Origin of the sequence: Rossellomorea sp. y25 (assembly GCF_038049935.1) — a bacterium.
In the GTDB taxonomy this organism is placed as follows: domain Bacteria; phylum Bacillota; class Bacilli; order Bacillales; family Bacillaceae_B; genus Rossellomorea.
Window position 1 is genome coordinate 1,489,803 of sequence record NZ_CP145886.1, and the last position, 13,305, is coordinate 1,503,107.

General features: G+C 42.4%; 13 protein-coding genes. 7 read left to right on the forward strand and 6 right to left on the reverse strand.

The genetic code is table 11. The annotated features are described in order from the left end of the window. Positions 1 to 28: 28 nt before the first annotated feature. Positions 29 to 238, reverse strand: coding sequence for a YheE family protein (locus AAEM60_RS07430; protein ID WP_341357745.1), 210 nt, complete (start codon positions 236 to 238; stop codon positions 29 to 31). Between the two features lie 127 nt (positions 239 to 365). On the opposite strand from AAEM60_RS07430, the gene AAEM60_RS07435 reads away from it, so the two are divergent. Further along, positions 366 to 764, forward strand: coding sequence for a ferritin-like domain-containing protein (locus AAEM60_RS07435; protein ID WP_299739948.1), 399 nt, complete (start codon positions 366 to 368; stop codon positions 762 to 764). Between the two features lie 38 nt (positions 765 to 802). Here AAEM60_RS07435 and AAEM60_RS07440 read toward each other — a convergent pair whose 3' ends face one another. Genes AAEM60_RS07440 through AAEM60_RS07455 form a run of 4 tightly spaced genes read right to left on the reverse strand, consistent with a single transcriptional unit; the run spans position 803 to position 5,790 of the window. Continuing rightward, positions 803 to 1,990, reverse strand: coding sequence for a YheC/YheD family protein (locus tag AAEM60_RS07440; protein ID WP_299739950.1), 1,188 nt, complete (start codon positions 1,988 to 1,990; stop codon positions 803 to 805). Further along, the gene (locus AAEM60_RS07445) at positions 1,987 to 3,360 is read right to left on the reverse strand and encodes a YheC/YheD family protein (protein WP_341357746.1); all 1,374 of its coding nucleotides are present in this window, start codon (positions 3,358 to 3,360) and stop codon (positions 1,987 to 1,989) included. The genes AAEM60_RS07440 and AAEM60_RS07445 overlap by 4 nt, the downstream gene beginning before the upstream one ends. After that, positions 3,360 to 4,448, reverse strand: coding sequence for a YheC/YheD family protein (locus tag AAEM60_RS07450; RefSeq protein ID WP_341357747.1), 1,089 nt, complete (start codon positions 4,446 to 4,448; stop codon positions 3,360 to 3,362). Before AAEM60_RS07450 ends, AAEM60_RS07445 begins: the two co-directional genes overlap by 1 nt. Positions 4,449 to 4,452: 4 nt before the next feature. Continuing rightward, complete coding sequence (locus AAEM60_RS07455) at positions 4,453 to 5,790, reverse strand: YheC/YheD family protein (protein WP_299739956.1); 1,338 nt, start codon at positions 5,788 to 5,790, stop codon at positions 4,453 to 4,455. A 131-nt stretch (positions 5,791 to 5,921) separates the two neighbouring features. Between AAEM60_RS07455 and AAEM60_RS07460 the strand changes: the two genes are divergently transcribed. The 6 genes from AAEM60_RS07460 (at position 5,922) to AAEM60_RS07485 (ending at position 12,971) form a co-directional block, all read left to right on the forward strand. Further along, on the forward strand, positions 5,922 to 7,061 hold the full coding sequence (locus AAEM60_RS07460; RefSeq protein ID WP_341357748.1) for a DUF445 family protein: 1,140 nt from the start codon (positions 5,922 to 5,924) through the stop codon (positions 7,059 to 7,061). A 95-nt stretch (positions 7,062 to 7,156) separates the two neighbouring features. Continuing rightward, complete coding sequence (locus AAEM60_RS07465) at positions 7,157 to 7,510, forward strand: YlbF family regulator (RefSeq protein WP_299739960.1); 354 nt, start codon at positions 7,157 to 7,159, stop codon at positions 7,508 to 7,510. Positions 7,511 to 7,686: 176 nt separating this feature from the next. Next, on the forward strand, positions 7,687 to 8,559 hold the full coding sequence (locus AAEM60_RS07470) for an HAD-IIB family hydrolase (protein WP_341357749.1): 873 nt from the start codon (positions 7,687 to 7,689) through the stop codon (positions 8,557 to 8,559). Between the two features lie 136 nt (positions 8,560 to 8,695). Beyond that, positions 8,696 to 10,192, forward strand: coding sequence for a coproporphyrinogen III oxidase (locus AAEM60_RS07475; RefSeq protein ID WP_299739963.1), 1,497 nt, complete (start codon positions 8,696 to 8,698; stop codon positions 10,190 to 10,192). A gap of 255 nt (positions 10,193 to 10,447) precedes the next feature. Then, positions 10,448 to 12,061 carry a long-chain fatty acid--CoA ligase gene (locus AAEM60_RS07480; RefSeq protein ID WP_341357750.1) on the forward strand — a complete coding sequence of 538 codons (1,614 nt, stop codon included), beginning with the start codon at positions 10,448 to 10,450 and terminating at the stop codon, positions 12,059 to 12,061. Positions 12,062 to 12,176: 115 nt separating this feature from the next. Beyond that, entirely contained in the window at positions 12,177 to 12,971 is a 795-nt protein-coding gene (locus tag AAEM60_RS07485) for an enoyl-CoA hydratase (protein WP_299739967.1), read from the forward strand. A 120-nt stretch (positions 12,972 to 13,091) separates the two neighbouring features. On the opposite strand, the gene AAEM60_RS07490 is transcribed toward AAEM60_RS07485, so the two are convergent. Continuing rightward, positions 13,092 to 13,277 (reverse strand): YhzD family protein, encoded by a 186-nt coding sequence (locus AAEM60_RS07490; protein ID WP_113971251.1) that lies wholly within the window; start codon positions 13,275 to 13,277, stop codon positions 13,092 to 13,094. Positions 13,278 to 13,305 lie beyond the last annotated feature (28 nt).

Sequence of the window (13,305 nt, forward strand, 5' to 3'; positions counted from 1 at the left end):
TTATCTCATTTGGGTTATGTACATTTTATTAATCATAAACATGGAAAAGCATCAGTTCATGAAGTTGCTTTTTGAGGGTTTCTTCCTTCTCCGTCGGTGGAGTGGGACCGGTCCATTCAATCCTCCCGTCTTTATGGTAATTTCCCTGGTATTTCAACCCGCTGAAATAAAAGGAAAAGGTCCAGCCGGGCAGCTGTTTATTTTCGAACATGCTTTTGTATTGAAAATGTTGGATCATTGTTCATCACCTCCATTATTAATTGTAAACGTTTTAATCCAAGGTGTGTAGGATTGGTTGTTAAATGTATCATAAATGGAATTCCCCTCTAATAGAATTTACTGAAGAGATGGAGGAGGGACGAAGAATGAATTCGTTTATTCGTGATTTGCAAAAGGCGATAAGTGATGAATGGACAGCCTATTATTTCTATAAAGAGTTAAAAGGGCGGACGAATAATCCATTATATGTAGAGTTTATCGATCATGCCCAGAAGGATGAAAAAGAGCATTATGAAATGTTTCAATATCTCCATTATTTATTAACGGGGGAGTATTACGAGCATAAGAAAGAGAAGGTAGGGTTTACTACTTTTAAAGAAGGTGTCCTCCGGGCATTGAAGGATGAGCTTGAGGCTGCAGAATTCTATCGGGACATGCTGCTGGAAATTCCGAATCAACAAGCATATAAGCCCCTGTTTATTGCCATGACAGATGAAATGGAACATGCTACGCGGTTTTCTACCATCTATAATTCATTACGATAGGGAAAAAATGAAAAAGGTTGAACCAACGGGATTCAACCTTAGGTATTTTTTGCGCTGAGTGTGAGAAATGTGCGGACAAGCTGTTGTCTCCGTTTGTTTTCAATTTCTTCTTCATCAAAGCTCATGGGCTTTGAATTGATTTCAAATAATACAAATCCCCCTTGTTCCCTCGGAGCTAAGTCGATGGAAAATTCTCCTACATACCCAAAGGATTTAGCCAGCTCTTCTCCACAGGCTTGAACGATCAATGAGATCTCCTTTTTTGTTTGAGAGTCCGCCACTTCTTTGAGTGAAATGATCTTTCCTCCAGTAGGTACATGAGTTGTGACTTCCTGCCGCTGGGACATGCGGACACCGATACCGATTAAACGAAAATCTTCTCCCGTGTGAAGCACTAAAATCCGGAAGTCATAACGGTGATCATGCAATGTTTTACAGGAAACCGCTTCCTGCATGATCCATTGATTACTCTTAAACCATTCGCTATAGGATTGTAGTAGGCGGGATACGTTCAAAAACCTCTCCATTTTCTTGATGCTTTTGCATAGAATACGTCCTTTGGAATCCACCTCAATAAGTCTGATTCCTTTTCCTTGAGAGGCAAGTGAGTGTTTCACATACACTTTTTTATGTGTTGTAAGAAAGCGGGTAAAGGATTCTTCATTTGCTACAAGTTCAGTTTTAGGCAGGTAAGGTGCGAGTTCAAGGCTCCTGGAAAGAAGCTCGTGAATTTTCCATTTATTAAAGAAATGGGGGTTGAAGAAGGGGATCTTGTGTTTGTTGATGAAATGAATCAGCTTTTCATACGCTTGATTTTCCTCTGCATGCCTCGAGGGCACCCGATTGTAAATGACGTTCGGAACAGGGAATAAGCATTTTACCCATTTGTTCAAAGGCTGATTGTACATAATCCCCGAAATGGTTTCTCCGAATACATCCTGGGGGGAAAAGACGAAGCAAATCCCCCCAGCCTGTTCTACGTCTTGTTGAATCGACCTGAACAATTCAAAGTTCCCCTTGTATTTATTGCTTTCTTCCTTACTTGCGACGATCCCGATCAACGGGATCGCCGGGATGTTCTTTTGCTGAGAGGTGATTGTAAATTGATAGCAGTCCTTTGAATCTTTGGAAGAAAGAAGAAATGAATTCTTCGCAAATCCAAATGTCGTAATGGATTTTTCCTCATGAAAAAAGGTTTTCTTTACCCGATCATACAGGATATTCATGGAATCATTTCCTCTGGATGATTCAAGCTTTGCTGAGTAAGAAAGATTCCGAATGATAAGGCGAGCTTTCTTGTTAGTAAGTCAAAGCTTTTTAAGTGCGGGTGGGAAAAGATCGATCTTCCCGGCTTAGAGTTTGCTTCGAACATCCAAATACGGTGATTTTCGTCCACTCCGAAGTCAAAGCCGATTTCTCCAATATATCCTTCCAGATTTCTTTCAATGGCATGAGAAAGTTTTATAGCAGCGTCCTTAAGTGCATCTTCAATAGATTGTCGATCCGCTTCATCAGTAAACAGCTCGGATAGAATCTTCACTTCTCCTCCGTTATTGGCATGGGTTGTCACACTCCCGGATCCGGCAATTTTTCCAGCCATTGCGCTTACCTGCCAGGCACCTTCTTCATCTTTGTTCGTATGCACCCGGAAGTCGATTGGACGATTGTTTTCATGCAATAAAGAAATCCCTTGTTGAACGATAAAGGTGTTAAGGTTTCGATGTTTAAAGACTGTATTGGCAAGTTGCTCCAAGGTTTTGAATCTCAGTAAACGGTTTTTGTGTTCTTGATCTCTGAACCGACAGTAATACTCCTGGGTTGAGCGGCTAAACGTAATCTTGTGAATGCCGTTCCCAAGACTGCCGTTTTTTGGTTTTAAGTAAATATTATGGTATATGGCTAGCATGCGTTCCATCTCATCAAAAGATTGGAATGGGTGTGTTTCTGGGAGGAAATGCTGGACAGAAGAGTCGTTTTCCAGTCGTTCAAACAAATCAAGCTTATTAAAGAACCCTGGATTGTACCAGGGAATACCGTACTCCCTCTGTAACCTCTCTTTGATGTTTTGATATGTTTTCCGTTTTTCACTGCGGCGGTTTGGCAGTCTGTCATAAATGACATTGGGAAAAGGGATCTCCTCGATTTCCCATCCTTCTCCGAAATGAAAATACCCCTTTACGAGCCCATTCTCCCAATCAATATGTCGCTCCCCGAACACAAAGGGAATGACTCCCAGGGATGATTGAACAGATAAGAGTTTTTTGAAAAAATAGGAGCGCTCACCAATGGGACTTAAGCGAAAGCTTGTGAATCCAGAGGTGAATATTCCTATGAGCACCCCTGCATATAAACAATCCTCTTTACACAAGAGTGAAAGGGACTTTACTTTCGAAGGAAGATGGATCTTCGCAGCTAAACCCGAGCTAATGCCTATCACGTTACGTCCGTTCGGATGACGCTTACATTCGGCGGATTGCCTTGCAGTTCCAAGGATCACCGTATGAGGGAGCGTTTTTCCCTCCAGCTTGAAACCAGAGGGAAGGTAGAGAAGGCTTTCTTCATCTTGAAATTGTTCTATTTTGTACGTTTTAAGCATTAGAAATCACCTCGTTTTAGTGATGAGAGACATTGCGATGCCATGAAATCACAATAATCTAAAGGAGCTTGGAATAGAGAAGAAAGCTTCTCAGGGCATAATTCATCGACTATTTTATGTCCTGGCTTAGAGTTCATATCCAGTATCCACAGTGACCGATCTTCAGCAATAATGAGATCCACCCCAATTTCAAAAAGAGATGAAAACTGTTCTTCTAGTATTAAAGGCATTTCTTCCAATATGTCTGTGAGTTCTTCTTCAATAAAGTCCCATGAGGAATCCTGCAAAGCCTTCCAATCACTATATGATCTATAAGAAGCCCCCCGGCTGATATTGGTCAGAATTCCTTTCTCTTCCCCTATTCGGATCGCCCGTTGAAATTCTCTCCAGTCTCCATAAGCGTCTTTATTCAGAAGAATGCGAAGATCAAAAGGGGCATCCTCTTTCGTCAGATTGAGGAGGCGCTTTTGACAAATGAATGTGTGTTTCTGAAGAATTCGGTTCAGCCACTTAAGAATGATCTCTTTGTTAGGAAAGGATTGTTCCATGATCCCTTGCTTTTTCGTTGTTCGGACGACTATGCCCTGTTTGCTTATCACGAGATGGTAAACGGCATATCCATGCGCCCCATCGACTGGTTTGATGATTATATCTTTATACTCGGTAAGAAGATTTAATAAATGATTTTCATCGGTCACAAGGTACGTTTCAGGTAAATAAGGGGAGAGAGGAGTCTTTTTAAGTTTTTCGTAAAGATGCCATTTATTTGGTAATCCATACCCGAGAAATCGAATATGCTTCTGGTTTTTTAACCACTGAACGACGGCCTTTGCTTGACGGGACTGAATATCCTTCTGATAATACGTACGGTCATAGATATATTCGGGAATTTCAAAGGCTTCAGTTTCCCATGTTTGTGACTCCTTATTGAAATAGTATCCGTCCACCGTTTCGTGTAAAGGAGATATTCCTTTGGGAGAGAACAGATACAGATCAATAGGATAAGAGAGGGACTGCTTCGCAATTTCTAGAAAGTAGCTGTTCGCTACTTGTGGGGTAAGGGTCATAATGCCCAATGAATGGTTCATCGTTTTAATCCTCCTTGTTCATCCATTTTGTGAAACTATATTCATAGAGGGCTTTAACCGACGGACGGATCCGGTCGTTTTCCAGGTATGTTCGTTTAGAAGGTTTGGAATTGACTTCGATCAGCCATGGCTTCCCGCTTTCATCGATGCCGACATCAATGCCAAGCTCTGCGTAATGCCCATCTACAGTCTCAGAAAGAAGCTTGGCAGATGTCGTACATAACTCCTTCATTTCAGTTAGAATCGCTACGCATTTCTTAGATGGAAAAAGAGTATGCAAGATAGAAAGAGGTCTTTCGATGCTTCCTCCCTGATCGACGTTTGCAACGAATTGATCCTGTGATGCAACACGGGCAACAGAAGAAACGATTTCCCAGCTTTCTTTTCCATTGAAATGACATAGAAACCGAAAGTCCAATGGCTGACCTTTCACTGTAAGGAAAGGAATGGTTTCCTGAATGATATAAGAGGAAGGTTTACACCAGGACCGAATTTGTTTATAGAGTGCAGAGTAAGTTGGGAAAGTAAGTGGACTATGAGAGGAGAATGAATTTTGGTACATGGTAAATCCGTTGTCTCTTTTTTGAATGCGCATGATGTAACGTCCCTTGCTCCCGTTTATCCCTTTGACGAAAACATCCTTATACAAGGAAAGCATTTCCTCCAATGAATCGATTCCGTGCATGGTTTTGGGCAAGTGATGTGCTAAGGACGGGCTGTCTTTCAGCGCATTGTAAACCTCGTCTTTCGAAAGAAATCCAGAATTGAAAACATGAATTTGGCGATGTTCAGAGCGGGTAAGGGCTTTTTCATAGGAAGGGGTTCTTTCTACCTTCCGGGAATGACAACGATTGTAAATGACGTGAGGAGCAGGAAGCGTTGTGGACTGCCAGTCTTGATAGAGATATGCGACCCCTTCAGGGAGGTCTCCAACAAAGTTTGAGAGGGGAAGCAGGTAAAAAAGTCCACCTTTTCGTTGAAACCAGCTCTGACACTCTGTAAAATATTCTTTTAAAGAGTGTGAATGTAATGCATTCAAGGAAAATTGGTTGATTAATAGGGCCACAACCGGTCCCATGTGAATGATGTTATTCCTTGAATCGATGGATATCCATATATTTTCCAGGTTCGGTATAGAAGAGAATAATGAATCGCTAGTATCTAACATAATCTGTAAAGAATCAGTCGAAGCCTCCTTACATGTAACGTTAAGAAGGGAGTTCCCACATTTCAGCGTCATGCTCCGTTGAAAAGGGTATCGATTCATCATCTGCTTTGGGATATATAAGTGATGATGATCATGATTATTTTTATGCGAACTAAATGAACATTTTATCTTCATCCGGCATTCCCCGTTTGCATAACCCGTAAGAATAATTCTATAATGATTTATTGGGCTAATGTTGATATAGCATTCTATGTAAACCCGGGCAAAATGTTCAAACCGGAGAAGTAGAAAAGGAAGGTGCAATCATGCTGGATGCTTTCATCCTAATACTGTTCATGGTTTTGATTGGAGCACTCATTGGAGGAGTCACCAATTCATTAGCCATAAAAATGTTATTCAGACCTTATAAGGCTTACTATATCGGGAATTTTAAAGTACCATTCACACCAGGGTTGATTCCAAAACGCCGGGGAGAATTGGCAGAACAACTCGGGAAAATGGTGGTCGATCATTTAATCACGCCTGAAAGCCTTCAGAAAAAAGTGATGAACGATGATTTTCAAAGGGATGTAACCCACTGGCTAGCGGAAGAACTACAGCCTGTCTTCACATCGGACAAAACCGTGAATGAATGGCTGGACATCCTGCAAATCCCTGTTTCCTCCGATCGTCTTAATGAATGGCTTGAAGAGTGGGTAGCTGTAAAGATGAAAGATACGAAGGCAGCCTACACATCTAAAAAGCTTGAAGAGGCTCTTCCTGAAAAGTGGCAGGAAAGAGTGGAAGAAAGTATTCCGAAGCTTGTTGACTTTATCGCAAACCGGGCGGAAACTTATTTCACAAGTCCTGAAGGGAAGCTGAAAGTGAAAATCATGATCGACGATTTTCTTAAAGAACGGGGCATGCTTGGGAACATGCTGGGAATGTTCCTGGGTAACACATCGGTAGCTGACAAAGTACAACCTGAAATCGTAAAGTTTATCAAGCATGAAGGAACGCAGGAAATCCTTTACAATCTGCTGACAAAAGAATGGTCCAAACTGAAACAAATGAAGCTTGATGAGTTCATCGATCGATTACCGGAAGAAGACTTGATTCAATCCGTCCAGGCATCCCTGGTCAAACTCGTCAACATCGAAGGCCACCTGGAGAAGCCGTTAAGAAACTTTCTTGAGCCGCATAAGGATTCCTTCTTCAACCTTCAGCTCCCGAAATGGGTGGACAGAGGGACGGACCTCTTATCGAAGAAGATTCCGAATCTGATGGAGAAGATGCACCTGCAGCATATTGTGCAGGAACAGGTCGAATCTTTTTCAGTTGGAAGATTGGAAGAATTGGTTCTCGGCATTTCCCGTCGTGAATTCAAGATGATCACTTACTTAGGGGCATTACTTGGTGGAGTGATCGGTATCGTTCAAGGGGTCATAGCCCTCTTTATCTCTTAATTCAGCAGGGCCTAAGGGTCCTTCCTAGAATTTCACTCTATAGTTTGTTATAGTGGTGTAGGAAACATAGAGTGAAATTATAGGAGGTACGTATTTTGGCTATTAACTTATACGATCAAGCGAACGAATTGGAAAGTGCTTTACGTCAAAGCGATGAATTTCTACAACTGAAGAAGATGTATGACGAAGTAAACAATGACGAATCTGCTAACAAGATGTTTGAAAACTTCAGAAACATCCAAATGACACTTCAACAAAAACAAATGAGCGGTGAAGAAATCTCTCAAGAAGAAGTAGAACAAGCTCAAAAGACAGCTCAACTTGTTCAACAACATGAAGTAATCGCAAAGCTTATGGAAGCTGAGCAACGCATGAGCATGGTCATCAATGACTTAAACAAAGTCATCATGAAGCCTCTTGAAGAACTTTATGGTTCAATGCAGAAATAATAGGTGTTGAAAAGGGACCGACTTCCTGATGGGGAGTCGGTTTTTTGGTTTGTTTTTCACTCAGAACCTCCCTTCAGAAGTCCCCCCCATGATTTCCAATCCCCTCTTGTCATATTTGTCTCCCTTCCTTCATAAAAGTAAAGAAAGGGAGTAGACAACATATAGGGGGGACACCAATGATGATCTATAGAATGTTAGCGTTAAATATCGATGGAACGATTGTAAATGAAAACGGAAAAATTGCGAAGGAAACAAAGGATGCAATTGAGTACGTTCAAGATAAAGGGGTACCGGTCACATTGGTTACAAGCAGGAGCTTTTCTTCAGCAAAGAAAGTAGCCAAAGCCCTAAAGCTCAAAACCCCGCTCGTCACACATAGTGGGGCATATATTGCTGGTGAGCTGGAAAAACCGATGTATGTAAAAAAGATTGCCGAAGACATTACGTATGAAATTGCTCAATTCCTTGAAGGCTTCTCAAGTCAGGTACACCTGTCCCAAGAGAAGCGCTCAATCGTTGGCAAAGCCAATTCCCAGGCAAGGGATATGGCGAAAATCTCATGGCAAAGAGAGTCCAAATTACTATATAGTAAGCAATTTGTGGACCGTGTGAGTGATCATCTCTTAGAGAATCCGATGTCGGTTCCGAAGATATCGGTGGTTATGGAGCATCGGGAAGATGTGTGGGACGTTGTCGCCTCTATAAGAGGGATGTATGAAGAAGTGGATGCCATTCCTATATCTGACTATAAACTGGATATTGTACCAAAAGGCGTATCGAAGCTCCGGGGACTAATGTATCTGTCTGAACGCCTTGGAGTGAAGAAGGACCAAATCGTGATGGTCGGATCGGGGCTGGATGACATCGATTCCATGGAATGCTGCGGTCTTGGGGTTGCTATGGGAGATGCCCCTAGACAGGTGAGAGAAGCAGCGAACTGGATTACACGCAGCCAAAGCGAAAAAGGCATCCCATACTTTGTAACAGAGCTTTTCCGCAAGCAGCACCCCATCCCATTCCTGAAGAAAATGAACATCATTAAATCATAAACGGATACCCCCCGCATTTCCTTTGGAAATGCGGGGGGTTATTTTATATGAGTTAAGCCCGCCAGACATTGACCATTCCCACCCCTTTCTGTACACTTATAAAAGCTTATCAGATTTGGGAAAAGGTGATTAGAACGTGAATGTTTTGATAAAAGGGATCGAGGATGAGCGTTATGAGCGCCCTCTGAGATTGATTGCGAATTTATTTTTTGAAGAGTCCGTGATTTACTTTGGTGCTTGTGATAGCGCTGATCTTCAAGTCCATATAGAACTTTCGATAGAAGAAGAGATTAGAGCGGAAGCCATATTAACAAAACCGTCTTCTGAACAGTCATACACTGCGAAGTATGAACATGATTGGGCATCGTATGAAAATGAGAAAGAACGATTCAAACAGTTGAAAACAGCCGTATCTCATGTGTATTTAAATGTTCTTCAAGACTTGACGGGAATCAGGCAAAAGTGGGGTATTTTAACGGGAATCCGTCCAACCAAGCTCTTGCATAAGCAGACGCAGTTGGGAATGCCCAAGGAAGAAATTCATGCGAAATTGAAGGAAGAATACCTCATTACCGATGAAAAAATTCAGCTGATGCAAAATATAGTAGACCGTCAGTTATCTGTTGTACCAGACCTCTATGACCTGCAGCATGAAGTGAGCATTTATATCGGGATCCCATTTTGTCCGACCAAATGTGCCTATTGTACTTTTCCAGCATACGCAATTCTCGGTAAACAAGGACGGGTCGATTCCTTCCTGGCCGGACTTCACTATGAAATCCAGGAAATGGGACGGTGGTTGAAAGAAAATAATGTCAAGATTACGACCATTTATTACGGTGGCGGTACACCGACGTCCATCACCGCCGAAGAAATGGATGACTTATACGAAGAAATGTATCGCTCCTTCCCTGATGTGGACAAGGTAAGGGAAGTGACGGTGGAAGCAGGGAGACCCGATACAATCTCCACTGATAAACTCGAGGTACTCAATAAATGGAATATCGATCGCATTTCCATCAACCCTCAATCGTACACTCAGGAAACATTAAAAGCGATCGGCCGTCATCATACAGTGGAAGAGACAATTGATAAATTTCATTTATCCCGGGACATGGGAATGAATAACATCAATATGGATTTGATCATCGGTCTTCCTGGTGAAGAACTTCCAGAGCTTCAGCATTCTTTGGATGAAACTGAGAAGCTCATGCCGGAATCGTTGACGGTTCACACCTTGTCCTTTAAGAGGGCGTCTGAAATGACGAAGAACAAAGACAAGTACAAGGTGGCAGACCGATTGGAAATCGAGAAGATGATGAACCTCGCTGAAGAGTGGACAAAGGAGCATGGTTACGAGCCGTACTATTTATACCGTCAGAAGAACATCCTCGGTAACCTGGAAAATGTCGGTTATGCTCTGCCCTCACAGGATAGTATCTATAACATCATGATCATGGAAGAAGTCCAGACGATAATTGGAATAGGATGTGGGGCGGCAAGTAAATTCATCGATCCGAAGACCGGAAAGATCACTCACTTTGCCAATCCAAAAGAGCCTAACGCCTATAACCTTGGATTTAAAGAATATACGGAAAAGAAAATCAAGATTCTTGATGATTTATTTTCATAAGAAAACACGCTGTTCGGGAGAAGGTTCCTGTACAGCGTGTTTTTATGTGATCATTTGCACCGTTGACCACATGAAATGGACTTGACAGAAGTCGTCTCATAGCATATTTGGTTGTTACAACAGGTATACCATCAATTAACGGAATTTTTCAACATTACATAAAGGATTAATCGTAAAAAGGTAGAATTAGTTAAGATAGACATAGAAATTAGAACTTTTTGTAAACGCTTACCATATTGAGGGGAGAGATCGAATATGATGCAAACACCTCTGCTTCTGACACAAATGATTGAACGAGCTGAAAAGTATTTTCCTAAGAAAGAAATTGTTTCACGTACGGAGTCCGGAATTAACCGCTTCACTTATAAACAGTGGGGGGAAAGGACACGCAGACTTGCAAGCTCCCTTTCTGAACTTGGGGTGGAAGAAGGGGATAAGGTCGGTACACTGGCTTGGAATCATCACCGGCATCTTGAAGCGTACTTTGCAATTCCTTGTAGTGGTGCCGTGCTACATACGATCAATATTCGCTTATCTCCACAGCACATCGTTTATATTATCAATCATGCCAAGGATCAAGTATTGCTCATTGATTCAGACATTGTTCCACTCATTGAAAAGATCCAAGATCAGATTCCAACGGTTAAAGCCTTCATTGTGATGACCGATGGAGACTTGCCCGAGACGTCTTTAGAACCAGTTTATCATTATGAAAGATTACTGGAAGAAGGAGATCCTTCTTTCAAATTCCGCACAGACATTGATGAAAATGCACCGGCAGGAATGTGTTACACTTCCGCCACCACCGGCAACCCCAAAGGAGTCATCTATTCTCATCGTGGAATCGTATTACATGCCATGGCTTTAGGGCTTGCTGATACGACTGGAGTTTGTGAGCGCGATGTTGCCCTTCCTGTCGTACCTATGTTTCATGTGAACGCATGGGGACTTCCGTTCGCATCGGTTTGGTTTGGAACGAAGCAGGTTCTACCTGGACCATATTTCACTCCCGGATTGCTGGCTCAGTTAATGCAGGACGAAAAAGTGACCATTTCTGCAGGTGTACCGACAATTTGGCTTGGCTTATTAAATGAATTGGAAAAGAATGAATATGACCTCTCGAGTCTTAGATCCGTTTTATGTGGGGGTTCAGCGGCTCCTAAAGGGATGATTCGATCCTTTGAAGAGAAATTCGGGATTCCGTTCATGCATGCATATGGAATGACAGAAACAAGTCCACTTGCCGTGATTGCTGCATCAAAAAGCTATCATGATGATCTTTCTGCTGAAGATAAGCTTGATTTGAAAGCAAAGCAAGGGATCCTCGTACCTGGATTAGACATGAAGATTGTCGGGAAAGACGGGGAGGTGGCTTGGAATGGTATTGAAATGGGAGAGCTTGCCCTGAGAGGTCCTTGGATTGCTTCTGAATACTATGAAGATGAAAGAACTCAGGAAGCGTTCCGTGATGGCTGGCTGTATACGGGTGATGTGGTCACCATTGATGAAGAGGGCTATATTAAAATCGTGGACCGCACAAAGGATCTGATTAAATCAGGTGGAGAATGGATTTCTTCAGTGGATCTTGAAAATGCACTCATGGCCCACGAACATATATTTGAAGCAGCGGTAGTAGCTGTTCCCCATGAAGAATGGCAGGAACGGCCGATTGCTTGTGTGGTCTTAAAAGAATCTGGAAAAGGAAACGTGACCCAAGAAGAAATCATGGACTTCCTGAAACCTCAGTTTGCCAAATGGTGGCTGCCTGATGAAATCCTGTTCCTTGATGAAATTCCCAAAACGTCAGTAGGGAAATTTCTAAAAAGGGCCCTTCGAGACCAAGTACAGGATAAAATGAAGCAATTGTAAATCAAGTGGGAGGTTGGCACAGGGTCGATCTCCCCTTTGAGTTATTGTACTATTCTAAATAATCATTTCAAAAATAGGAAAATACGCTATGCTAGGAGAAAGGGGAGGGATTTTTTTGACAGTGTCAAATCAATACGAAACAGTGAAATTACATAAAGAAGGTAAGGTGGCGAGGCTTCAGTTGAACCGGCCTCAATCCCTGAACGCATTGGACGCCGGGCTCATGAGTGAGCTACTGGCTGCTTTAAAGGAAGTGAAAAATGATCCAGCGATTTCTTTATTGGTCCTGACAGGGGAAGGGAAGGGGTTTTCCTCTGGGGGAGATATTAAATCCATGCTTTCATTAAGCGGTGAAGAGCAGTTCTCAAGTATTATGGACACCATCAATGAATTGGTCATGACGTTGTACTCTATGCCGAAAATAGTTCTGACAGGCATTCATGGAGCGGCTGCTGGCCTTGGGTTCAGCCTCGCTCTTGCTTCTGACTATATCTTATGTGAGGAAGACAGCAAACTCGCCATGAACTTTATCGGCATCGCCCTGATACCAGATGGAGGAAGTCACTTTCTCTTACAAGAGCGCCTGGGAACGCATAAAGCAAAACGAATGATCTGGAACGGAAAAGTTTTCGAGGGACAAGAAGCCCTTATGAAAGGCCTGGTCGATGAAGCGATACCTTCGGGTAAATTAGAGGAAGGCATCGAGCGCTACACGAAACAAGTGTTAAGTGCACCGACGAAAGCGATGCTGAAAACGAAAGAAGTGTATGTCAATTTAAACAAAGACAGGCTTCAGCGTGCACTTGATCTCGAAAAAGAGGGTCAATGGCTCATGCGTCAAACCTCCGATCACCAAGAAGGCATTCGTGCATTCGTGGAAAAAAGAAGACCTGAATTCAAGGGGGAATAATGGTTAATAAGGACTGACCTGATGGGGGTTGGTTCTTTTTTCGTTCAATGAATCATCCCTCTCTAACAAAAAAATGCACCGCAGGCCACTCGGGGTGACCCGCAATGCAGGATGTTCATCTTACACATGAAACAACAATAGTTTCCCCAGAGGAGAAGTGCAGCGGTGAGTATGATCGGAATAGCCTTTTTCCTCTAACATGGATTCTCCCATTTTCTTTGCATCACTATCGGATGAAGCTTCAAATGATTCATCGAGAATCTTTTTGCCGTCTTTTTCAAAGACTGTCAGTTTGTAGACTTTCATAGTAATTTACCCCTTTGTATAGAATTCA

Bases quoted from the DNA above. Each gene is read 5' to 3' on its own strand.
- AAEM60_RS07430 (WP_341357745.1), bottom strand. From the start codon at position 238: ATGATCCAACATTTTCAATACAAAAGCATGTTCGAAAATAAACAGCTG.
- AAEM60_RS07435 (WP_299739948.1), top strand. From the start codon at position 366: ATGAATTCGTTTATTCGTGATTTGCAAAAGGCGATAAGTGATGAATGG.
- AAEM60_RS07440 (WP_299739950.1), bottom strand. From the start codon at position 1,990: ATGAATATCCTGTATGATCGGGTAAAGAAAACCTTTTTTCATGAGGAA.
- AAEM60_RS07445 (WP_341357746.1), bottom strand. From the start codon at position 3,360: ATGCTTAAAACGTACAAAATAGAACAATTTCAAGATGAAGAAAGCCTT.
- AAEM60_RS07450 (WP_341357747.1), bottom strand. From the start codon at position 4,448: ATGAACCATTCATTGGGCATTATGACCCTTACCCCACAAGTAGCGAAC.
- AAEM60_RS07455 (WP_299739956.1), bottom strand. From the start codon at position 5,790: ATGAAGATAAAATGTTCATTTAGTTCGCATAAAAATAATCATGATCAT.
- AAEM60_RS07460 (WP_341357748.1), top strand. From the start codon at position 5,922: ATGCTGGATGCTTTCATCCTAATACTGTTCATGGTTTTGATTGGAGCA.
- AAEM60_RS07470 (WP_341357749.1), top strand. From the start codon at position 7,687: ATGATGATCTATAGAATGTTAGCGTTAAATATCGATGGAACGATTGTA.
- AAEM60_RS07480 (WP_341357750.1), top strand. From the start codon at position 10,448: ATGATGCAAACACCTCTGCTTCTGACACAAATGATTGAACGAGCTGAA.
- AAEM60_RS07490 (WP_113971251.1), bottom strand. From the start codon at position 13,277: ATGAAAGTCTACAAACTGACAGTCTTTGAAAAAGACGGCAAAAAGATT.